Genomic DNA, 21137 nt, shown 5'->3' with positions numbered 1-21137 from the left:
GCCGCCTCACGCGCCACCTCCTCGCCGGGCGCCACGTCCGCGCCGGGCGCCGCCTCCGCGCCGTGCCCTGCGTCCGTCTCCCGCCCGTTCGCCTCGGGCGGGACTCCCGCCGAACCCTCCGAATCCGGGCGCTGGGTCGCGCTCGCGGGCCGCCGCTCTGCGTGTCCCTCGGACAGGAGACCCGCTCCCGCGAGCTCGATCTTCGCGAAGTCGATGCGCTCGTCACGCGCGAGTGAGTTGTCGATGACGTGCGCGACGTGGACCGGCACCTCGGCCATCCCCGGCTGCAGCTGCTGCCCCACGAACCGGGCACACACGACGAGCGCATGGACGCGAACCATCGGCCGGCCCTTGCGGTCGGGGATGCGCTGGGCCGGGTCCACCCGCTCCAGGTCGAAGCCGTCGTGGCCCGGGTAGAAGTGCAGCGGTCGCCGCAGCACCATGAGCGAGTAGTCCGGCCGGTCCGGGCCGGGCAGCAACCGGTACAGCTCGCCGTTGACCGGAAGCTGCCAGGTCAGCTCCTCGGCGGCGAGGTCGAAGCGGGCGATGTGCACGAGCGGCCCGTACTTGCCGACCTGCGATGGTGCAGGCGCGGCGACTGCAGGTGAGTCCATGGCGCCAACCTATCTGCGCCCACGGTCGGCGTGCCGACTGGCGCTGGAGCGCTCCGCACGAGCGTGAGCCGGCCCAGCGGCATACGGCCCAATGCGGTTACCGTTGCCACGTGACGTCCGCACCGGATCTCGCCTCCCTCGCTGCGGCCCTCTCCGAGGGCACCCTCACGACCGACCCGGCGACCGTCGAGAACTATCGACGCGACTGGACGCAGTCAGACGCAGCCGGTATGCCGCTGGGCCTGGTGCGCGCCCAACGAGCGGAGGACGTCGTGGCCACGTTGCGCTGGGCCTCGGCGCACGGGGTGCCGGTCGTGCCGCGAGGAGCGGGGAGCGGTCTGTCCGGCGGGTCCTGCGCGGTGGACGGCTGCATCGTCCTGTCGCTCGAGCGGATGCGCGAGATCGAGATCGATCCGGCGACGCGGACCGCCATCGTCGAGCCGGGCGCCTTCAACGCCGAGGTCAAGGCGGCCGCCGCCGAGCACGGGCTGTGGTACCCGCCCGACCCGTCATCCTTCGAGATCTGCTCCATCGGCGGCAACGTCGCGACCAACGCGGGCGGGCTGTGCTGCGTCAAGTACGGCGTGACGACCGACTACGTTCTCGGGCTCGACGTCGTGCTCGCGGACGGCACCCTCGTGCGCCTCGGCGGCCAGCGGATCAAGGACGTCGCCGGGCTGCCGCTCCTCAAGCTGTTCGTCGGCAGCGAGGGCACGCTCGGCGTCGTCACCCGGGCCATCCTGCGCCTGCTGCCGGCCCGCCCGCCGGCAGCGACGCTGGTGGCGTTCTTCCCGACCGTGGGGGCCTCGGCTCGGGCCGTCGTCGAGATCGGCAGGCACGTGCGGCCGTCCATGCTGGAGCTGATGGACAACGCCTCGATCAACGCGGTCGAGGACTACCAGGCGATGGGGCTCGACCGCGGCGCCGGAGCGCTCCTCCTCGCGCAGTCCGACGCACCTGGTGCCGCCCGCGCCGAGGAGATCGAGGTGATCCGTGCGGCGTGTGTGGAGCAGGGCGCCGTGGAGTGCCATGTCACGGACGACCCGGCCGAGGGAGAGCTGTTCGCGGCAGCCCGGCGGGCGGCCTTCCCCGCGATCGAGAAGCTGGGCGCGCTGATGCTCGAGGACGTCGGCGTGCCGATCCCGCTCCTGCCCGAGCTGCTCTCCGGCATCGCCGCCATCGCGGAGGCCAACGACGTGCTGATCCCGGTGGTCGCCCACGCCGGCGACGGCAACACGCACCCGATCATCGTCCACCCGCGGGGCGACGAGGCAGCGAGGGTTCGCGCCGCTCGAGCGTTCTTGGAGGTCATGCACCTCGCCATTCGCCTCGGCGGCACGATCACCGGCGAGCACGGCGTCGGACGCCTCAAGCGGGAGGCCCTCGCGGACCAGCTCGGCCCCGACGTCATGGCGCTGACCCAGCGGATCAAGCAGGCGCTCGATCCGCAGGGCATCCTCAACCCGGGCGCCGCGGTCTGAGGTGCTGCGATCCGACGACGCCGCGATCCGACGACGCCGCGATGTGACGACGAGGCGCGGAACGAGCCCGGCGGCATACGGCGAAGGCGGGTCCGACCATCGGATGGTCGGACCCGCCCTTGCGAGTGAGAGAGCGTCAGCTCACTTGAGCTCGACGGTCGCGCCAGCGCCCTCGAGCTGCTCCTTGGCCTTCTCGGCCGCAGCCTTGTCGACCTTCTCGAGGACCGGCTTCGGGGCGCCGTCGACGAGGTCCTTGGCCTCCTTGAGGCCGAGGCTCGTGAGCGCGCGGACCTCCTTGATGACCTGGATCTTCTTGTCGCCGGCCGCCGTGAGGATGACGTCGAACTCGTCCTTCTCCTCCTCGGCGGCGGCCTCGCCGCCGGCACCACCGGCGACCGGGGCGGCGGCAACCGCAACCGGCGCTGCGGCGGTGACCTCGAAGGTCTCCTCGAACATCTTCACGAACTCCGAGAGCTCGATGAGGGTCATCTCCTTGAAAGCGTCAAGGAGCTCGTCGGTGCTGAGCTTCGCCATGATGGCTTCCTTCCTGTTATTGCCGTGAGTGGCGGTTTGTTGAATCGAGCTGGGACCCGACGAGCGGGTCAGCTCTCGTCGCCACCCTCGGCGACGTCGGTGGTTGCCTCGGCGGCCGGAGCGGCCTCCGTGGCGGGAGCCTCGTCAGCTGCGGGAGCAGCGGACTCGACCGGACCCTGTGCCTCGACCTTGGCGCGCAGGGCGTCGACCACGCGGGCCGTCTGCGACAGAGGTGCGGCAAAGAGGTAGACGGCCTTGTTGAGCGAGCCCTTCATGGCGCCCGCCAGCTTGGCCAGCAGAACCTCACGCGACTCGAGGTCGGCGAGCTTCGTGATCTCCTCGGCGGTCAGCGGCTTGCCGTCGAGGACGCCAGCCTTGATCACGAGGAGGGGATGTGCCTTGGCGAAGTCACGCAGACCCTTGGCCGCCTCGACCGGGTCACCGGTGACGAAGGCGATGGCCGACGGGCCCTGGAGACGCCCCTCGAAGGCCGTGATCCCGGCCTCCTTGGCAGCAATCTCCGTGAGCGTGTTCTTGACCACGGCGTAGGTGGCGTGTCCTCGGATCGAGTTGCGCAGCTCTCCGAGCTGCTTCACCGTCAGGCCGCGGTACTCGGTGAGAACGGCCGCGCCGGACTGACGGAACTTGTCCGTGATCTCGGCGATGGCTGCCGACTTCTCGGGGTTTGCCATCGGGGCCTCCCTTCCCTTGCGTCGTGCCGCCGGGAGGTGGCTCGAGGGGCCCACACGAAAAGAGCCCCGGCGCAGGCGCACGGGGCTCGCAAGGACATACCGGTCGTATGCCGCTGGGCTGGGTGTCCTGCGCTGGCTGCCCACGTCGTGTGGAACCTTCGGGAGGGGCGTGGTGCCCACGTCCTCCAACCGGCGGTCGTTGGTCGTCGTCAAGGGTACGGGTCAGGAGATGAAGGACCAAATCGTCCCGTTGACCGCGCCACGAGCGCGCGGTCCTCGTCATCGACTGTCGGGTGTCCTAGCGTGAGACGCATGCAGGAGGCAGCGCCTACTGGGAGCTCGAGGCGACTGCGTCGCCGGCGGCTCCTGGCGGGCGCGGCGGTGGCTGCCTGCATCGTCGCGAACGTCTGGACCGTGTCGCTCGCGGCACCTGAGCCGGGTTCCGAGGGGCCGCTCGCCACCATGAGCCGGGTCTCGACCGAGGTCGGACTCCGCTCGAGGCCCGCGGCCGGCAAGGCCAGCGAGCCCCGGGTGGTCGAGCGGGGCGACGGGAAGCTGACGCCGGTCGCCATACCGGCCGGGGCCCTCAAGAGCGCGCCCCAGGGGCGCTCCGTGCGGATCAGCATCGAGACCGAGGGCGGCGTGCCCGGGGATGCCGGGGAGTTCGCCACGGCCGTCGCGACCACCCTCTCCGACGCCCGAGGGTGGCAGGGGGTCGACAAGGTCCGCTTCGTCGCCGTCTCCCCCGCTGCCATTGCCAAGGGCGAAAGGGTCGACGTCCGCATCACGTTGGCGAGCCCGGAGACGACCGACCGTCTCTGCGCGCCGCTTCGCACCCGGGGACAGGTGAGCTGTCACAGCGGGGGCCGGGCGGTCATCAACCTGCGTCGGTGGCAGCTCGGCGCGGAGGCCTACGGCGACGACCTCGCCGGCTACCGCACCTACGTCGTCAACCACGAGGTCGGCCACAGCCTGGGCCACGGGCACGCCTACTGCGCCGGCAAGGGCGAGGTCGCGCCGGTCATGATGCAGCAGACCCATGGCGTCAAGGGCTGCTCCGCCTGGCCCTGGCCGAGCCCCAAGCCGGCCTGACCACGTCGTCACGGGCACGCCGCGCAAGGATGGACCGTATCCGCTGCGCGACGGCGCACCGCACGAGGGAAGGCTGGATCTGTGACTTCGCAGCCCGTCCAGGAGTCGACGGTCATCGGTATCGTCGGGGCCGGCCCCGCCGGCCTCATGCTCTCGCACCTCCTGTCGCAGACCGGCATCGACTCGATCACCGTCGACACCCGAACCCGGCACGAGATCGAGCACACCCACCGGGCGGGCATCCTGGAGCAGGACAGCGTCCGGCTCCTCACCGACACCGGCGTCGACGGTCGCGTCCTGACCCACGGCTCCGAGCACGAGGGCATCGAGCTGCGCTTCGGGGGCGAGGGCCATCGGATCGACTTCAAGCATCTCGTCGGCGCGTCCGTGTGGCTCTATCCCCAGACCGATGTCTTCATCGACCTGGCCAACGCGCGAGCGCGTGACGGCGGGGACGTCCGCTTCGGGGTGCGCGACACGAGAGTCCGGGAGGTCCGGGACCGTCCGGTGATCTCCTTCGTCGACGGTGACGGCGTCGCACGCGAGGTACGGTGCGACTACCTCGTCGGCGCAGACGGTTCGCACAGCATCTGCCGCCATGAGATCCCCGAGTCGCTCTGCGTCCAGTACTTCAAGGAGTACCCGTTCGCGTGGTTCGGCATCATGACCGAGGCGCCGATGAGCGCCCCTGAGCTGGTGTACGCCCGGCATGACCGCGGGTTCGCGCTCATCAGCCAACGCACGGAGCAGCTGCAGCGGATGTACTTCCAGTGCGACCCGGCGACCGACCCGGAGACGTGGTCCGACGAGAGGATCTGGGAGGAGCTCCAGACTCGCGTGTCGGGAGGCGGTTTCTCGCTCAAGGAGGGACCCATCACCGAGAAGGTCGTCCTGCCCTTCCGCAGCTTCGTGGCGGAGCCGATGCGCTACGGCCGGCTGTTCCTCGCCGGCGACGCGGCCCACACGGTCCCGCCGACCGGTGCCAAGGGCCTCAACCTGGCCCTGCAGGACGTCAGGGTCCTCGCCGAGGTGCTCGACGCTGCGGTGAACCTCGGCAGGACCGAGCTCCTCGAGACCTACGGGACACGCGCCCTCGAGCGGGTCTGGAAGGCCCAGCAGTTCTCCTACCGCATGACCACCCTGTTGCACACCCTGCCGGGCGAGACGCCCTTCGACGCGAAACGGCAGCTGGGAGAGCTGAACTCGATCGTGACGTCAACCCATGGCTCGGCACACCTCGCCGAGTCCTACACGGGGTGGCCGACGCACTGAGGCACCGTCACGATGATGGCCCGGGTCGTCATCGTGACGATGGAGACGAGCCATCTTCCTGCTCGTAGCGGGCGAGCTGCTCCTCCGCGACTGCGAACGCATGGTTGGCGGTGGGGACGCCGAGGTAGATGGCTACCTGGAGCAGGATCTCCTGGATCTCTTCGGCGGACAGACCGTTTCGGCGGGCCGCGCGGACGTGCATCGCGAACTCGTCCCAGTGGTCCCTCGCGACCAGCGCCGTCAGGGTGACCGCGCTGCGCATCCGACGGTCGAGGCCGGGCCGGGTCCAGATCTCGCCCCACGCGTAGCGGGTGATGAGGTCCTGGAAGGGCTCGGTGAACTCCGTCTTGCGGGCCTCCGCGGCGTCCACGTGGGCAGCCGAGAGGACGGCGCGTCTCACGGTCATGCCGTCGTCGCGGGCCTCCGCGGCGGTCCGGTCGCCACGTCCGGGGGCTCCGGGCCCGTCGGCGGTCACCATGCGCTCGCCTCGGCCACGGGTCCCATGAGGAACTCGGTGATCTCGTGGGCGGTCGCGGCGGGCTGGTCCGCGGGCGGGAGGTGCGCGGCGCCCGCGATGGTGCGCGCCGTCCCGCCGGTGCCCTCCGCGACGGTCGCCGCCATCTCGATCGAGGCGACGGGATCGTGCTCGCCGGCGAGCGCGAGCACGGGGACCTCCACCGCACCGAGCCCGTCGCGGACGTCGAAGGCCGCCAGCGCCTCACAGCAGCGGGCATAGCTGAACCGGTCCGCCTCCTGGAGCGAGTCGAGCAGGGCGGCGGCCGTGGCCGGATCGCGCTCGATGGCGCCCGGGGCGAACCACCGCTGCGCGGAGGCCTCGACCATGACCGGGGTCCCGGCCCGGCGAACCAGGTCAGCGCGCTCATGCCAGCCCTCGGCCTCACCGACCTTGGCGCCCGAGGCGATGACGACGACTCCGTCGAAGCCCTGGGGGTGGTCGATCGCCAGGGCGAGTCCGACCGCTCCCCCGAGCGAGACACCTGCATGGAGCACCATTCCCGTCGCGTCGTCCCGGATCTCCTCCGTCGCCTGCATGACAGCCTGGGCGAGGTCTTCTACGGTGAACGGCTCGTCGTGCGTCGGGCAGCTGCCATGGCCGGGCAGGTCCCATCCCACGACCGCGAGGTCGATCGGCAGGTGCTGGACACAGCGCGCCCAGAGCGGCGAGACCGCCGTGCCCAGCGAGGGGCCCACGACGAGGACGCCCTCGGGGTGCTCGGGGACGCGGAGGTTGGTCAGGGTCAGGACCATTGTCATGGCTCACCTTGGGAGGGGTCCGGGTGCGCAGGGGCAGCGTGGCGGGCATGGTTGCCGGCATCGTGGCGAGCGAGGGCCCGGTCGATCAGCGCCTCCGTGGCGCCGAGGTACTGGAGGGGATCGAGCAGGTCCTCGATGTCGGCGTCCGAGAGGACGGCTTCGGGCAGGTACGCGCGCAGCAGCGGGGTGAGGTGACGCGCGCGAGCACGTCCGTGCAGGACCGGGCGAAGGGCGGCGACGGCCGCGGCACCGTTGGGCAGGGCCGCCACCTCGGTCAACACCCGTTCGCTCAGGAGGGCGGGGCCCATCTCGTCGACGTGGCGCCGCATCGCATCCGCGTCGACCACGAGCCCCGAGAGGACCTCCTCGAGCTGGGCGGCCGCCACGACGACGCGCCGGACGAGGCGGAGCAGGGCGCCCCACTCCGCGTGCCAGGCACCGTCGGGACGCTCGTCGACCGCGAGGCCGGCGGCTGAGTGGAGGACCGCACCGAGGTGCGGCGCCTCGATCGCTGCTGAGCGGATGAGGACGGAGAGGACGGGGTTCTGCTTCTGGGGCAGGGTCGACGACCCGCCTCGTCCCTCGGCCGGCGGCTCGCGGAGCTCCCCGATCTCGAGTCGGGAGGACAGGACGATGTCGGCGGCGATCCTGCCCATGGTGTCGGCGGTCCGCACGAGGACGTCGCCGAGGCGGGTGACGGGGCCCCGGTCGGTGTGCCACGGTCGTCCGTGGCTCGCGAGCCCCAGCTCCTCGGCCAGCACATCGGCCGCAGCCAGGGAGCGACCAGGGGCCACGGCCTCGATCGCCGCCAGGGTGCCCACCGCTCCACCGCACTGGACGGGCAGGGAGGCTCGCGTGCCCGCGAGCTCGTCGCACGCGTCGTCCAGGGCACTCAGCCAGTCGGCGGCCGTGAGTCCGAAGGTCGTCGGCAGGGCAGGTTGGCCCAGGGTGCGTGCCACCCGCACGGTGCGGCGATGCGCGTCGGCGAGGCGCGCGAGGGCATCCGCACCGCTGGCCAGGCTCGCTCCCAGCGCATCGAGGGCTCGTGCGCCGATGCCCATCAGGGCGGTGTCGACGACGTCCTGGCTCGTCAGGCCGCGGTGTACTGCCGCGTCGATGTCGGCTGCCGCTGCCCCACCACCCACGGAGTGCACACCCGCCGCGTGCCGGTCGGCTGTCCGCTGCTCGTCCAAGGTCTCGTGCAGGGTCTCGTGCAGGGTCTCGTGCAGGGTCTCGCGCAGCGAGGCGAGCATCGGGATGACGGGGTTGCCACCGTCCTCGGCGGCGCGGGCGATCCTTGCCACGTCGTGGCGGTCGGCCTCCGCAGCCGTGGTCACGGCCGTCACGGTGCCGTCGTCCACGAGGCCCAGCCGGTGCTGCACGCGCACCCAGGCGGTCTCCACGTCGAGCATCGCCTGGAGGACGGCCCGGTCATCGGTGATACCGCCCGACCGCTCCGCCCCTGGGTCCAGCAGCACGTTGCTCAGACCTCGTGCCGCGGGAAGCGCAGGAACACCGTCTCGCGGTCACCCTGCAGGCGGATGTCGAATCGCAGCGAGCCGTCCTCGGCGCGCTGCGCCAGGAGCGTGGAGCGCCGGTCCGCGTCCAGTGACGCAAGCAGTGCGTCGCGCCCCAGCGCGTCCACGTCATCGGGCAGGTAGATCCGGGTGAAGAGCCGGTTGAGCAGCCCGCGGGCGAACACCGTCACGGCGATGAACGGAGCCGCGCCGTCGGCCAGTGGGCCGGGCTCGACCGTCGTGAAGGTGTATCCGCCGTCGCGCCACGTCGACGTCCGGCCGAACCCGGTGAAGACGCCCGCGTCGCGCCTGAAGGAACCCTCACGCTGGACGACCCGCCCGTTCGCGTCGGCCTGCCAGATCTCGATCATGGCGTCCTGCAGCCCGTCCCCGTTGCCGTCGGTGACCCGACCGTGCAAGCGGACCGAGCCGGGACTCCCCGGAGGCACCAGGTGCTCGCCACCCTCGAAGGGCAGGGCGAAGTGGTAGAACGGTCCGATCGTCTGCCCGGGCGTGGGCACCCAGGTGGACTCAGCGGCATACGGCGAATCGGGTTGCGTCTCAGCCATGGTCGCCCCCTTGCTCCATCCGCGTGGCGTGCGCGCCGGTGAGGACGATGTCCCACCGGTACCCGAGCAGCCACTCGTGCTCGGAGAGGTCGTGGTCGTACTCGGCAACGAGCCGGTCCCTCGCCGACTGGCTGGTGATCGACTGGTAGATGGGGTCCAGGGCGAAGAGCGGGTCGCCGGGGAAGTACATCTGCGTGATCATGCGCTGCGTGAACTCGGTCCCGAACAGGGAGAAGTGCACATGTGCCGGCCGCCAGGCGTTGCGGTGGTTGCGCCACGGATAGGGGCCGGGCTTGATGGTCAGGAACGAGTACGACCCGTCCTCATCGGTGAGGACGCGGCCGACTCCGGTGAAGCTGGGGTCGATCGGGGCCGGGTGCTGGTCCCGCTTGTGGATGTAGCGACCGGCGGCGTTGGCCTGCCAGATCTCGACGAGTTGCCCACGGACCGGGCGGCCGTCCCCGTCGAGCACGCGCCCCGTGACCCGGATGCGCTCACCGATGGGCTCACCACCGTGCTGGATGGTCAGGTCTGCCTCGAGCGGGTCGACGTCGCGGTGACCGAAGACCGGCGCGGCGAGCTCGATCGACTCGGGGTCGGCGTGGCACAGGTCCCTCGTCGGATGTCGGAGCACGGAGCTGCGGTACGGGGAGAAGTCGAGGCGGGGCTGGGTGAGCGCTCGTCCGTCGTCCGCTGCGTGAGTGGCAGCGATCTCGGCGCTGATCGCCCGCTGCGACGCCGGCTCCGGAGCAGTTGGCCGCCCAGGGGGGAACTCTTCGCCCACGCTCTCTCCTCCTCTTGCGCGCATGCCCTCGCAAGGTAACAGGGCGTTCGCATCAAGTACAAGGGTGCGCAGAGCGCACAGGGGCGCGGAAGGCGACCGTCTCCTCGCCCATTGACGTTCGGATTTCAACGGGAGATAGTGTCCGTGTAATGAACATGCGTTCGTTCTGCGAACACAAGTCAATGGAGACCTGATGCGAGCAACTCTCAAGGCGGCGGCCGCCGCCGCCCTCGCCGCCGTCCTCCTGGCGGCGTGCGGGTCGAGCGAGACCCCCGAGTCTGGTGCCACCGGAGACGCTGCCGCCGACAACGTCAAGGTCGGCGTCATTCCCATCGTCGATGTCGCTCCCCTCTACCTCGGGATCAAGCAGGGCTTCTTCTCGGACCGGGGCATGAACGTGACGACGGAGGCCGGCCAGGGCGGGGCCGCCATCGTGCCCGGGGTCGTCAGCGGTCAGTTCCAGTTCGGCTTCAGCAACGTGACCTCGCTCATCATCGCCCGGTCCAAGGGCGTGCCGCTCAAGATCGTCGCCGCCGGCAACTCCTCCACCGGTGAGGCAGGCAAGGACTTCAGCGAGGTCCTCGTGAAGGCCGACAGCCCGATCCAGTCGGCCAAGGACCTCGCCGGGAAGACGGTCGCCATCAACACCCTCAAGAACATCGGTGACACGACGATCCGCCAGTCCATCCGGAAGGCCGGGGGCGACCCCACCGCCGTCAAGTTCGTCGAGCTGCCCTTCCCCGACATGCCGGCCGCGCTCCAGGAGGGCCGGGTCGACGCGGTGTGGGTCGTCGAGCCGTTCGTCACCATCGCCAGGGACCAGGGCGCCCGGATCGTCGCCTCCAACCTCGTCGACACCTCCCCCGACACGCAGATCGCGGCGTACTTCACCAGCGAGCAGCTGCAGCAGCAGGACCCCGACCTCGTCAAGCGGTTCACCGAGGCGATGAACGAGTCCCTGGAGTACGCCGCGGCGAACCCGGACGCGGTTCGTGGCGTGCTCGCGGACTACACCAAGATCGACGAGGACGTCGCGAACCGGCTCGTGCTGCCGAAGTTCCCCACGGAGATCAACGAGACCAGCCTGGAGCTCCTGGCGACCCTTGCTGCGGAGGAGAAGCTGACCGACGCGAAGCTCGACATCGCGCAGCTGCTTCCCTGACCATGACGTCCCTCGCTCCGGCCGCGAGCGCAGCCCGCCGGCGGGGGCACCGAGTCCCCGCCGGCGTGCTCGGTCTGCTCGGCCTGCTGACCCTCGTCGCCGTCCTCGAGCTGGTGCCGCGCACCGGGCTGGTCGACGAGCGCTACCTGCCACCGTTCAGCTCGATGGCTGCATCGCTCGCCGACCAGCTCGGAACGCCCGCCTTCTGGGCAGCACTGTCGGCGACGCTGCGCGGTTGGGCGATCGGGCTCGCCATCGCCATGGTCGCGGGCGTGGTGCTGGGGCTCGTCATCGGCAGCATCCCCGTCGTCCGGGCCGCGACGAACTCCACGATCGAGTTCCTCCGGCCCATCCCCTCCGTCGCCCTCATCCCGTTGACCGTCCTCCTCTACGGCACCGACATGAAGGCGACCCTCATCCTCGTGGTCTACGCCACCTTCTGGCAGGTGCTGCTGCAGGTGCTCTACGGCGTCCGGGACGTCGATCCGGTGGCCCGGGAGACGGCGAGATCCTTTCGGTTCCGGCCGTTGACCACCGTCCGCACGGTCACCTGGCCGACGGCCCTGCCCTACGTCATGACCGGCTTCCGCCTCGGCGCCGCGGTGGCGCTGATCCTCGAGATCACCGGCGAGCTCATCATCGGCACCCCGGGCCTGGGCAAGGAGATCGCGGTTGCCCAGTCGTCGGGTGCCGTTGCATCGATGTACGCCCTCGTCATCGTCGCCGGGCTCATCGGCGTCGTCGTCAACCTGGTCGCTCGTGCGGGAGAGCGCCACGTGCTGCGCTGGCATCCCGCTGTCCGGGCGGAGGTCGCATGATGGGCTTCGTCAAGAAGGTGGTGCTCGCGCTCGGCGTCCCCCTCGTCCTCGTTGCCGCCTGGTGGACCGTCACCTCGGGCAGCACCAGCTTCTTCTGGCCGCCACTTCGCGACATCCTCGGCACGATGAGGGAGACGTGGTTCCCGGACCGGCTCACCCAGGACGTCGTCCCGAGCCTGCTCCGACTCGGCACGGGCTACCTGCTCGCCGTCGTCCTCGGGGTCGGCCTCGGCGTCGCGATCGGGCTCAACCGGAGTCTCCGCGCGTTCCTCGAGCCGGTGCTCGAGTTCTTCCGGTCGATCCCGCCGCCCGTGCTCGTGCCGATCCTCATCCTCTTCGCCGGGATCGGCAACGGGATGAAGGTCCTGGTCATCGTGTCCGGCTGCATCTGGCCCGTCCTGCTCAACACGGTCGAAGGGGTGCGGGGCCTCGACGAGGTGCTGCGCGACACCTCCGAGGTCTACCGGCTCAGGCCCCTCGGACGGCTGCGTCATCTCGTCCTGCGCGGGGCCAGCCCACAGATCTTCGCGGGCGCTCGGCAGGCCCTGTCGATCGGGATCATCCTCATGGTGATCAGTGAGATGTTCGCCGCGAGCAACGGCATCGGCTTCACCATCGTCCAGTTCCAGCGAACCTTCGCGATCCCCCAGATGTGGAGTGGGATCATCCTGCTCGGCCTCATCGGCGTCCTGCTCGCGTTCATCTTCCGCTTCGTGGAGGGCCGGGCGCTGCGGTGGTACATCGGGCTTCGCGCGGCCCAACGAGGAGAATGACATGGCGACCACGCAGATCGAGCGGAGCCCAGGGGCCAACGACATGACTGACATGACGAGTGAGATGACGAGCCGCCCGCCCATCCTCGACGTCCGTGGCGTCAAGAAGGTCTACGAGGGCCGGTCGCGCACCGTCGAGGCGGTCCGGGACCTCACCTTCAGCATCGAGTCCGGCGAGCTCGCCTGCATCGTCGGCCCGTCCGGCGCAGGCAAGACGACGCTGCTCAAGATCATCGCCGGTCTGCTCGACCCCACTGATGGGCAGGTCGTCCTCGAGGGCGAGCGCGTCACCGGCACGCCGGCCGGCATGGCCGTCGTCTTCCAGGAGTACGGTCGCAGCCTCTTTCCATGGATGACGGTGTGGCAGAACGTCGAGCTGCCACTCAAGGAGAAGAAGGTGCCTGCCGCCGAGCGGAGGCGACTCGTCGAGGACGCCCTCGAGGCAGTTGGACTCGCCGACGTCCCCGCCGCTCACCCATGGCAGCTCTCCGGTGGCATGCAGCAGCGCGTTGCCATCGCCCGCGCGGTCGCCTACGAGCCGCACATCCTGCTCATGGACGAGCCGTTCGCGGCCGTCGACGCCCAGACGCGGGCCGACCTCGAGGACCTCGTCCGCTCGCTCTGGCGGCGGCTCGGGGTCACGGTCCTGTTCGTGACGCACGACATCGACGAGTCGGTCTACCTCGGCCAGCGCGTCATCGTGCTGTCCAGCTCGCCGACGGTCGTCATGGCCGACGTCGCGATCGACCTGCCTGACGACCGGGACCAGCTGACCACGCGCTCGGCGCCTCGGTTCGCCGAGCTCCGCTCGCACGTCTACGAGCTGATCCAGCAGGCCAAGCGCGGGCACCGACCCGCTGCGGCCACTCTCTCCAGCACCGAATCGTGACCCAGGAACCCGGAGCCGTCGACGTGGACAGCGCGCCCACCCCGCGGGAGGCGGACGGCCCGGTGCCCACCCCGCCAGCGCGCTCGGCCGACTTCGTCCAGTCGTTGGAGCGCGGCCTCGCGGTGATCAAGGCCTTCGACGCGAACGACGCCGCGCTGACCCTGTCCGACGTCGCCCGCAAGACCGGCCTGACCCGAGCGGCTGCGCGTCGCTTCCTGCACACCCTCGAGCAGCTCGGCTACGTCAGGAGCGACGGCCGCCTGTTCTCGCTGCGGCCGCGCGTTCTCGAGCTCGGCTACGCCTACCTGTCCGGGCAGACCCTTCCCGAGGTGGCTCACCCGCACATGGAGCAGTACACCGCGCGGGTCCACGAGTCGACGTCCATCTCGGTCCTCGACGGTGACGACGTCATCTACATCGCCCGGGTCGAGGCGAAGCGGATCATGCGCGTCGCCATCACCGTGGGAACCCGTCTTCCGGCCTACGCGACGTCGATGGGCAGGGTCCTGCTCGCGCATGCGCCCGAGGCTTGGCTCGACGACTACCTGGCAAGGGTCGAGCTCGTCCAGGCCACGCCCCAGACCGTGGCCACGCAGGCCGAGCTGGCGGCGGTGCTCGCGCAGGTCCGCGCGGAAGGCTATGCCCTCGTCGACCAGGAGCTCGAGATCGGCCTGCGCTCCCTCGCCGTGCCCATCCACGCCCCATCGGGCCAGACGGTCGCCGCCATGAACACCTCGACCGACGCCAGGCGCGGCACCCCGCAGGACGTCCTCACCGAGCTGCTGCCCGTGCTGCGTGAGACGGCGGCGGCGATCGAGGCCGACCTGCACGTCAACGCCTGACCCACCGACCGTCCCGAGCCCGCCGGAGCGCGACGGGTGGTGTGCGGCGAAGCGAGCCCAGCGGCATACGGCAGCAATGGCGAGAGCCCGCCACCCACGAGGGTGACGGGCTCTCGGAACGCTCTTCGGGGCGGTCGCCCGGGCTCAGCCTTGAGCCTCCTCCTCGACGAGGAGGTTGCGCGTCTTGCTGTGGTCGAGCGGGATGCCGGGACCCATCGTGGTGCTGATGGTCGCCTTCTCGATGTAGCGGCCCTTCGAGCTCGCCGGCTTGAGACGCAGGATCTCGTCGAGGGCGGCGGCGTAGTTCTCGACAAGTGACTTCTCGTCGAACGACGCCTTGCCGATGATGAAGTGGAGGTTCGCGTGCTTGTCGACGCGGAACTCGATCTTGCCGCCCTTGATGTCGCTGACCGCCTTGGCGACGTCCATCGTCACGGTTCCGGTCTTCGGGTTCGGCATGAGACCACGCGGACCGAGGACCTTGCCCAGGCGGCCGACCTTGCCCATGAGGTCGGGCGTCGCGACGACCGCGTCGAAGTCGAGCCAGCCGCCGGAGATCTTCTCGATCATGTCGTCCGAGCCGACGTAGTCGGCGCCCGCCTCACGAGCGGCCTCGGCCTTGTCGCCGCCCGCGAAGACGAGCACGCGGGCCGTCTTGCCAGTGCCGTGCGGCAGGTTGACCGTGCCGCGGACGGCCTGGTCGGCCTTGCGCGGGTCGACGCCGAGGCGGAAGGCGACCTCGACCGTCTCGTCGTACTTCGCCTTGGCCGTCTGCTTCGCGACGCGCACCGCCTCGAGGGGTGCGTACAGCTTGCCGGGCGTGATCAGCTCGGCAGCTGCGCGGTAGTTCTTGCTGCGCTTCATGACTGCTCCTTGGTTGGTGCGGTGGAGTCGTGGTGCGGGGCCAGCGCCGGCCCTCCCACTGCCCGACAGCATGTCGTATGCCGCTGGGCTCGGTTCCCGGGTGACCCGCCCTCGGTCGGGGGCGGGCTGCCAGGGGTTGTGTGCTCAGAGCTGGGTCTCAATGCCCATCGAGCGAGCGGTGCCGGCGATGATGCGCGCGGCCATCTCCTCGTCGTTGGCGTTGAGGTCCTCCATCTTCATCCGGGCGATCTCGAGGACCTGGTCCCGGGAGAGCTTGGCGACCTTCGTCTTGTGCGGCTCACCGGAGCCCTTCTGCACGCCCGCAGCCTTCTTGATCAGCTCGGCAGCGGGGGGCGTCTTGGTGATGAACGTGAAGGAGCGGTCCTCGTAGACCGTGATCTCGACCGGGACGACGTTGCCACGCTGGTTCTCCGTCGCGGCGTTGTACGCCTTGACGAACTCCATGATGTTGACGCCGTGCTGACCGAGCGCCGGGCCCACGGGCGGCGCCGGCGTGGCCGCACCGGCCTGGATCTGCAGCTTGATGAAGCCTGCGACCTTCTTCTTGGGGGGCATGGATGCCTACTCTCTCTGTTGTGGGCCGACGCCATGGGCGATGACCCGGTTGCATTTTCGTGCTCGCGCGGAGTCAACCACGCGGTCTTTGGGGGTACACGGGGGGCGAACCCCCCATGGGTTCAGATCTTTGCGACCTGGCTGAACGACAGCTCGACCGGGGTCTCGCGGCCGAAGATCGAGACGAGCACCTTGAGCTTCTGCGTGTCCGGGTTGATCTCGGAGATCGTGGCGGGCAGGGTCTCGAACGGCCCTTCCATGACCGTGACCGACTCGCCCACCTCGAAGTCGACGACGGCGACCGGCTTCGGAGCCGCGGCCTGGGCGGCGGCGCCGCCTGCGCTCTCGGCGGGGACCTCGAGGTTCGGGGCCAGCATGGTGAAGACCTCGTCGACCGAGAGCGGCACCGGCTGGTGGGCGTTGCCGACGAAGCCGGTCACCCCGGGCGTGTGACGCACCGCGCCCCAGCTCTCGTCGGTGAGATCCATCCGGACAAGGACGTAGCCGGGCATCCGGACCCGACGAACCAGCTTCTTCTGGCCGTTCTTGATCTCGGTCACCTCTTCCATGGGGACCTCGATCTCGAAGATGTAGTCCTCCATGTTGAGGGTCTGGATCCGCGTCTCCAGGTTCGCCTTGACCCGGTTCTCGTAGCCGGCGTAGGAGTGCACGACGAACCAGTCGCCGACTCGCGAGTGCAGGTCGGCCTTGAAGGCGGCGACCGGGTCCTCGTTGGACTCCTCGGCGACCTGGGCGGTCTCGACGTCGCCGGTCAGGTCCGTGGACTCGTCGACCGCCTGGTCGACCGCCTCATCGACCGCGGCTCCGTCGGCCTGAGCGTCCACGACAGCGTCGAGCCCGGGGTCGACGGAGTCGGCCTCAGGGGCCTGGACGTCGCCCTCGGCGTACTCGGTGTCAACGCCCTGCTGGGCGAACTGGTCGGACACGTGCTGACCTACTTCCTTGCGCTTGGTTCGGCTGTCGGCTCCGGCGGCGCGGACTATCCGCCCACGAAGGCCCACGAGACGAGCTTGCTCCATCCGAAGTCGAGCGCGGACACGATCCCCATGATGACCAGCACGAAGACGACGACGACCGTCGTGTAGCGCACCAGCTCGGGGCCGGTCGGCCGGACGACCTTGCGCAGCTCGTCGAGGATCTGCCGCACGAACAGGCTGATCGCGCCGAAGAAACGCGAGACAGGGTTGCCACCCGCAGCCTTGTCGGCCCGGCCGGACCCACTCTTGGCCTTCGTCTCCGTCACGATTCCTACTTTCTGTCTTGGGTCGAGGCCCGCGACAGCACCTCGAGCTGGCGAGGCGATAAGTCGCGTGCCGCCACGCACGACGACCACTTGTGGAACGCAGGGCAAGAGGGACTCGAACCCCCAACCGCTGGTTTTGGAGACCAGTGCTCTACCAATTGAGCTATTGCCCTTCACCGAGTCTCGTGGGGGGATTCCCGGCGGAACGGCAGCCGTCAGCGATGGGCCAGGGCGCCGTCCGAAGGTCGATCATACGTGACACAGACGGTCATGGCGAACCGGCGGGCGCGGATCCCAGCACCGCGGCGCCACCCGGTACTGAGACCGGACGGACAACGCGGTGGCCTTTGGTGGGAGGATCGATTCGTGACCACGCACGTGCCCTTGGCAGATCTCTCCGACGACGAGCTCGCGCGCTACCTGCAGGACCAGCAGCAGGCCTACGACGAGCTGAAGGCTGCGGGCCTCCGGCTCGATCTCACCCGCGGCAAGCCCGCGGCGGACCAGCTCGACCTGTCCGACGCACTCCTGCGGCTGCCGACCTCCACGAGGGACCGCTCCGGCACGGACGTGCGCAACTACGGTGGCCTCGAGGGGCTCGGCGAGCTCCGCGAGATCTACGCCGAGCTGCTCGGGACCAACCCGTCCCAGGTCATCGTCGGCGGCAACTCGAGCCTCAGCATGATGCACACCACGATCGTCGACTTCCTGCTCCACGGCGGCGTGGAGTCCTCCCGCCCGTGGTCCCAGGAGGAGCGGGTCAGGTTCATCTGCCCGGTCCCGGGCTATGACCGTCACTTCTCGCTCGTCGGGTCCTTCGGCATCGACATGGTCACCGTCGACATGCGCGCCGACGGCCCGGACATGGCCGCCGTCGAGGCGCTCGTCAAGAACGATCCGACCGTCAAGGGCATCTGGATCGTCCCGACCTACTCGAACCCGACCGGTGCCGTCGTCTCCCAGGAGATCGCCGCGCGGCTGGCGGCGATGCCGACGGCTGCGCCGGACTTCACCATCTTCTGGGACAACGCCTACGCGTTCCACCACCTCACCGAGGACGAGGCCAAGAGCGCCGACATCCTGTCGCTCGCCGCCGCCTCGGGTCACCCGAACCGGCCCATCGTCTTCGCGTCCACCTCGAAGATCACCTACGCCGGTGCCGGCGTCGCCGTGCTCGCCGCGAGTGAGGCGAACATCGGCTGGTACCTCGGGCACCTGGCCATGGGATCCATCGGTCCCGACAAGGTCAACCAGCTCCGGCACGCCGAGTTCTTCGGGTCGGCGCAGGGGGTCCGGGACCACATGGCCAAGCACCGGGACATCCTCGCCCCGAAGTTCGCCGCGGTCGACGACGCCCTGGGCGCACGGCTCGCCGGCCGCGGGATCGCCGAGTGGAGCCACCCGACGGGCGGCTACTTCGTCAACCTCGACGTCGTCGACGGGACCGCGTCCCGGGTCATCGCCCTCGCGCGGGAAGCCGGGATCGCCCTGACGCCAGCCGGCGCCGCGTTCCCGCACGGCCAGGACCCCCGGGATCGCAACATCCGCCTCGCCCCCAGCTTCCCGACGCTCGAGGAGGTTCGCACCGCCATGGCCGGCGTGGCGACGTGCGTGGCGCTGGCCGCCGCCGAGAAGGTCTCTGCGGATCGCGGCCAGCACGTGGGTACGGCACAGAGGGCCTGATGACGTGATGAACCTGGAAGGAAACCCAACATGAGTGGCATCGAGCCCAACGAGAACATCTCCGACGACCTGACGACGTACAGCGTCGACGACGAGGACCAGCTCCAGCCGGAGGACACCTTGGTCGGCGACGGCGTCGAGGATGCCCTTGACCCCGGCTACTCGCCGCCGGACACGGCGCGGGGCTCGAACGCCTTCGGCACCACCGCCTACGAGCAGTCGCTCGAGGAGACGATCGACCAGCGCATCCTCCAGGAGGAGCCCGACCCGCACTCCGCATACGGGGCGCCGCACAACGAGAGCGGCCTCGACGAGGATGAGCGCCTCGGCGGTGACGACCCCGACTCGATCGATGCCCAGGACGACTGGGTCGGGGACAGCGAGGTCGGCGACCGACGTGCCGGCCGGCTCGTGTCGGACGACGAGGGCACCCACGAGGACACGGAGAAGGAGCTGTGGGCCCGCGACGTGGGGATCGACGGTGCCGCGGCATCCGCGGAGGAGGCTGCCGTGCACATCATCGACGGGACGAGCAACGAAACGGCCCGCGAGTGACGGGAGGCCCCCAGGAGGCCCGATCGGTGGAGGTGCTGCCCAAGGCGCACCTCCACCTGCATTTCACCGGGTCCATGCGCATCGGCACCGTGCGCGACCTCGCCGCGAAGCACGGCCTGCCGTTGCCCGACGCCCTGCTCGGCGACTGGCCGCCCCGCCTGGCCAAGGCAACGGACGAGCGTGGCTGGTTCCGCTTCCAGCGCCTGTACGACACCGCGCGCGCCTGCGTGCGTGGGGAGGACGACATGCGTCGCGTCGTCCGGGAGGCTGCCGAGGACGACGCTGCCGAGGGCTCGCGGTGGCTCGAGCTGCAGATCGACCCCACGTCCTACGCTCCTTTCGTCGGCGGGATCACGCCCGCCATCGAGATCGTGCTCGACGAGGCGCGTGCCGTGTCGGTGGAGGGCCGGACCGGGGTCGGCGTCATCGTGGCCGCCAGCCGGATGCGGCACCCGCTCGAGGCGCGCACGCTGGCCCGTCTCGCCGCCAGGTACGCCGGCACGGGCGCGGGCGACGTCGTCGGCTTCGGGCTGTCCAACGACGAGCGCCGCGGCCTCGTCGCCGACTTCGCGCCCGCCTTCGCGATCGCCCGCAGAGCCGGCCTCGCCCTCGTCCCCCATGGTGGCGAGCTGCTGGGGGCGCAGTCGGTCATGGAAACCCTGGAACACCTGGACCCCGACCGAATCGGACACGGGGTGCGCTCGGTCGAGGACCCGCAGGTCCTCGACGCCGTGGCCGAGGCCGGGGTGGCGCTCGAGGTGTGCCCCGGCAGCAACATCGCCCTCGGCGTCTACGCGGGACCCGAGGAGGTGCCCCTCACCCAGATCCTCGATGCGGGCATCCCCGTGGCCCTCGGGGCCGACGACCCGCTCCTCTTCGGCAACCGGCTCGCCCACCAGTACGACCTGGCGCGCGACCTGGGCTGCCCGGACCCGGTTCTGGCCGACCTGGCTCGCGCCTCGATCCTCGCCAGCCGGGCGCCAGAGCCGGTCCGCTCCACGGCTCTGTGGGAGATCGACGGGTGGCTCGCCGACAAGCCGGAGAAGTCGGTATTGTCCGGGTGACCTCCGTCCGGTGGACGGTGCCAGTTTGCTCGATCTTCGGTCCGGCGTTCATGCTGGAGCGGATATGACGACAGAGAACCAGCTCCCCGCAAGCACTCGCATGGCCAGAAGAATGCGTCTCCGCCGACTCGGGGCCACGGTCGCCGTGGCCCCGCTCCTCGTCCTCGGAGCGTGCAGCAGCGAGGCCCCCGTGACGGCAGACCCGACCCGGGACCAGACGGCCGCCTCGACGGGGACGACGCCACCGACGACGGCCGCCCCGACACCAGAGACGACCGAGACCACGACCACCCCGGTCGTCGCACAGCCGACCAAGGTCCCGGTCAAGGTGACGCTGAAGGACCCGGCGCTGGGCCACACGATCACGGCGACCCAGGTGGTGCGCAACATGCGCTGGCCGAAGGGGCACCCCGTGGCGTCCGAGGCGTTCGAGATCGTCGGGGTGAACGTCAAGTTCGCAGCCGGCGACCGCTACACGGCCGAGCTGCCACCCCAGTACGTGACCCTCAAGTACGGCGACTCGTACGCCCGGCCGACGAGCGAGTTCGGCTCCGACTTCGCCAAGCCGATCAAGGCGGCCAAGCGCGGCGAGACCCGCAGCGGCTGGCTCATCTACAAGATCGACAAGGGCGCCAGCCCGCTCGGGCTGATGTTCCACCGGCCGGCCTACCAGGTCTCGACCACCGACAAGGCGATCAAGGCCCTGGTCATCCAGGCGAACCTGACCAAGTGAGCCCCACCGTTACCGCATCCCTGATCGAGTGAACAACTTCTGGGGCGCTCGGCGGCGCCGAGCGCCCCAGAAGTTGTTCACTCG

General features: G+C 70.1%; 24 protein-coding genes and 1 tRNA gene. 12 read left to right on the top strand and 13 right to left on the bottom strand.

The window, feature by feature from the left end; translation table 11 throughout:
- Positions 1-614 (bottom strand): hypothetical protein (locus VJN29_RS17960; protein ID WP_324145007.1); only part of this gene is annotated, 614 nt, incomplete at its 3' end.
- Between the two features lie 110 nt (positions 615-724).
- Here VJN29_RS17960 and VJN29_RS17955 point away from each other — a divergent pair.
- Positions 725-2095: an FAD-binding oxidoreductase gene (locus VJN29_RS17955; protein WP_324145006.1), complete on the top strand. Its 1371-nt coding sequence runs from the start codon at positions 725-727 to the stop codon at positions 2093-2095.
- A gap of 141 nt (positions 2096-2236) precedes the next feature.
- Here the strand turns inward: VJN29_RS17955 and rplL are convergent, their stop codons facing one another.
- A complete protein-coding gene (gene rplL / locus VJN29_RS17950; protein WP_324145005.1) occupies positions 2237-2629 on the bottom strand; it encodes a 50S ribosomal protein L7/L12 in 393 nt (130 codons plus the stop codon).
- A gap of 68 nt (positions 2630-2697) precedes the next feature.
- Positions 2698-3321 carry a 50S ribosomal protein L10 gene (gene rplJ, locus VJN29_RS17945; protein WP_324145004.1) on the bottom strand — a complete coding sequence of 208 codons (624 nt, stop codon included), beginning with the start codon at positions 3319-3321 and terminating at the stop codon, positions 2698-2700.
- A 312-nt stretch (positions 3322-3633) separates the two neighbouring features.
- Between rplJ and VJN29_RS17940 the strand changes: the two genes are divergently transcribed.
- On the top strand, positions 3634-4413 hold the full coding sequence (locus VJN29_RS17940) for a DUF3152 domain-containing protein (RefSeq protein WP_324145003.1): 780 nt from the start codon (positions 3634-3636) through the stop codon (positions 4411-4413).
- Positions 4414-4494: 81 nt separating this feature from the next.
- Positions 4495-5685 (top strand): 4-hydroxybenzoate 3-monooxygenase, encoded by a 1191-nt coding sequence (locus VJN29_RS17935; protein ID WP_324145002.1) that lies wholly within the window; start codon positions 4495-4497, stop codon positions 5683-5685.
- Between the two features lie 28 nt (positions 5686-5713).
- On the opposite strand, the gene pcaC is transcribed toward VJN29_RS17935, so the two are convergent.
- The 5 genes from pcaC to pcaH are packed head-to-tail and all read right to left on the bottom strand — an operon-like array spanning position 5714 to position 9830.
- Positions 5714-6163, bottom strand: coding sequence for a 4-carboxymuconolactone decarboxylase (gene pcaC / locus VJN29_RS17930; protein ID WP_324145001.1), 450 nt, complete (start codon positions 6161-6163; stop codon positions 5714-5716).
- A complete protein-coding gene (locus VJN29_RS17925; RefSeq protein WP_324145000.1) occupies positions 6157-6960 on the bottom strand; it encodes an alpha/beta fold hydrolase in 804 nt (267 codons plus the stop codon). The genes pcaC and VJN29_RS17925 overlap by 7 nt, the downstream gene beginning before the upstream one ends.
- On the bottom strand, positions 6957-8438 hold the full coding sequence (locus VJN29_RS17920) for a lyase family protein (RefSeq protein ID WP_324144999.1): 1482 nt from the start codon (positions 8436-8438) through the stop codon (positions 6957-6959). Before VJN29_RS17920 ends, VJN29_RS17925 begins: the two co-directional genes overlap by 4 nt.
- Before the next feature lie 5 nt (positions 8439-8443).
- Positions 8444-9046, bottom strand: coding sequence for a protocatechuate 3,4-dioxygenase subunit alpha (gene pcaG, locus VJN29_RS17915; RefSeq protein ID WP_324144998.1), 603 nt, complete (start codon positions 9044-9046; stop codon positions 8444-8446).
- Positions 9039-9830 (bottom strand): protocatechuate 3,4-dioxygenase subunit beta, encoded by a 792-nt coding sequence (pcaH, locus tag VJN29_RS17910; RefSeq protein ID WP_414654416.1) that lies wholly within the window; start codon positions 9828-9830, stop codon positions 9039-9041. The genes pcaG and pcaH overlap by 8 nt, the downstream gene beginning before the upstream one ends.
- A gap of 193 nt (positions 9831-10023) precedes the next feature.
- On the opposite strand from pcaH, the gene VJN29_RS17905 reads away from it, so the two are divergent.
- From VJN29_RS17905 to VJN29_RS17885, 5 genes are all read left to right on the top strand, one after another.
- On the top strand, positions 10024-10992 hold the full coding sequence (locus tag VJN29_RS17905; RefSeq protein WP_324144997.1) for an ABC transporter substrate-binding protein: 969 nt from the start codon (positions 10024-10026) through the stop codon (positions 10990-10992).
- 2 nt (positions 10993-10994) lie between these two features.
- Positions 10995-11810 (top strand): ABC transporter permease, encoded by an 816-nt coding sequence (locus tag VJN29_RS17900; RefSeq protein WP_324144996.1) that lies wholly within the window; start codon positions 10995-10997, stop codon positions 11808-11810.
- A complete protein-coding gene (locus VJN29_RS17895; RefSeq protein WP_324144995.1) occupies positions 11807-12583 on the top strand; it encodes an ABC transporter permease in 777 nt (258 codons plus the stop codon). The genes VJN29_RS17900 and VJN29_RS17895 overlap by 4 nt, the downstream gene beginning before the upstream one ends.
- A gap of 52 nt (positions 12584-12635) precedes the next feature.
- Positions 12636-13472: an ABC transporter ATP-binding protein gene (locus VJN29_RS17890; protein ID WP_324145008.1), complete on the top strand. Its 837-nt coding sequence runs from the start codon at positions 12636-12638 to the stop codon at positions 13470-13472.
- A 62-nt stretch (positions 13473-13534) separates the two neighbouring features.
- Positions 13535-14314, top strand: coding sequence for an IclR family transcriptional regulator domain-containing protein (locus VJN29_RS17885; protein WP_414654417.1), 780 nt, complete (start codon positions 13535-13537; stop codon positions 14312-14314).
- 144 nt (positions 14315-14458) lie between these two features.
- On the opposite strand, the gene rplA is transcribed toward VJN29_RS17885, so the two are convergent.
- The 5 genes from rplA to VJN29_RS17860 form a co-directional block, all read right to left on the bottom strand.
- The gene (rplA, locus tag VJN29_RS17880) at positions 14459-15178 is read right to left on the bottom strand and encodes a 50S ribosomal protein L1 (protein WP_324144993.1); all 720 of its coding nucleotides are present in this window, start codon (positions 15176-15178) and stop codon (positions 14459-14461) included.
- A gap of 144 nt (positions 15179-15322) precedes the next feature.
- Complete coding sequence (gene rplK / locus VJN29_RS17875; RefSeq protein ID WP_324144992.1) at positions 15323-15754, bottom strand: 50S ribosomal protein L11; 432 nt, start codon at positions 15752-15754, stop codon at positions 15323-15325.
- 122 nt (positions 15755-15876) lie between these two features.
- A complete protein-coding gene (gene nusG / locus VJN29_RS17870; RefSeq protein WP_324144991.1) occupies positions 15877-16701 on the bottom strand; it encodes a transcription termination/antitermination protein NusG in 825 nt (274 codons plus the stop codon).
- Positions 16702-16754: 53 nt separating this feature from the next.
- Positions 16755-17018, bottom strand: coding sequence for a preprotein translocase subunit SecE (secE, locus tag VJN29_RS17865; protein WP_324144990.1), 264 nt, complete (start codon positions 17016-17018; stop codon positions 16755-16757).
- A 100-nt stretch (positions 17019-17118) separates the two neighbouring features.
- A tRNA-Trp gene (locus VJN29_RS17860) sits at positions 17119-17191 on the bottom strand.
- 193 nt (positions 17192-17384) lie between these two features.
- Here VJN29_RS17860 and VJN29_RS17855 point away from each other — a divergent pair.
- The 4 genes from VJN29_RS17855 to VJN29_RS17840 all read left to right on the top strand — a co-directional run bounded on the left by VJN29_RS17855 (position 17385) and on the right by VJN29_RS17840 (position 21053).
- Positions 17385-18701: an aminotransferase class I/II-fold pyridoxal phosphate-dependent enzyme gene (locus VJN29_RS17855; protein ID WP_324144989.1), complete on the top strand. Its 1317-nt coding sequence runs from the start codon at positions 17385-17387 to the stop codon at positions 18699-18701.
- A gap of 30 nt (positions 18702-18731) precedes the next feature.
- Positions 18732-19256: a DUF5709 domain-containing protein gene (locus tag VJN29_RS17850; protein ID WP_324144988.1), complete on the top strand. Its 525-nt coding sequence runs from the start codon at positions 18732-18734 to the stop codon at positions 19254-19256.
- Positions 19253-20320 carry an adenosine deaminase gene (locus tag VJN29_RS17845; protein WP_324144987.1) on the top strand — a complete coding sequence of 356 codons (1068 nt, stop codon included), beginning with the start codon at positions 19253-19255 and terminating at the stop codon, positions 20318-20320. Before VJN29_RS17850 ends, VJN29_RS17845 begins: the two co-directional genes overlap by 4 nt.
- A 112-nt stretch (positions 20321-20432) precedes the next feature.
- Positions 20433-21053 carry a hypothetical protein gene (locus VJN29_RS17840; RefSeq protein WP_324144986.1) on the top strand — a complete coding sequence of 207 codons (621 nt, stop codon included), beginning with the start codon at positions 20433-20435 and terminating at the stop codon, positions 21051-21053.
- Positions 21054-21137: the final 84 nt, after the last annotated feature.

Source organism: Intrasporangium sp. (assembly GCF_035280925.1).
Taxonomy (GTDB): Bacteria; Actinomycetota; Actinomycetes; order Actinomycetales; family Dermatophilaceae; genus Intrasporangium.
This window is presented reverse-complemented; position numbering and strand designations above follow the sequence as displayed.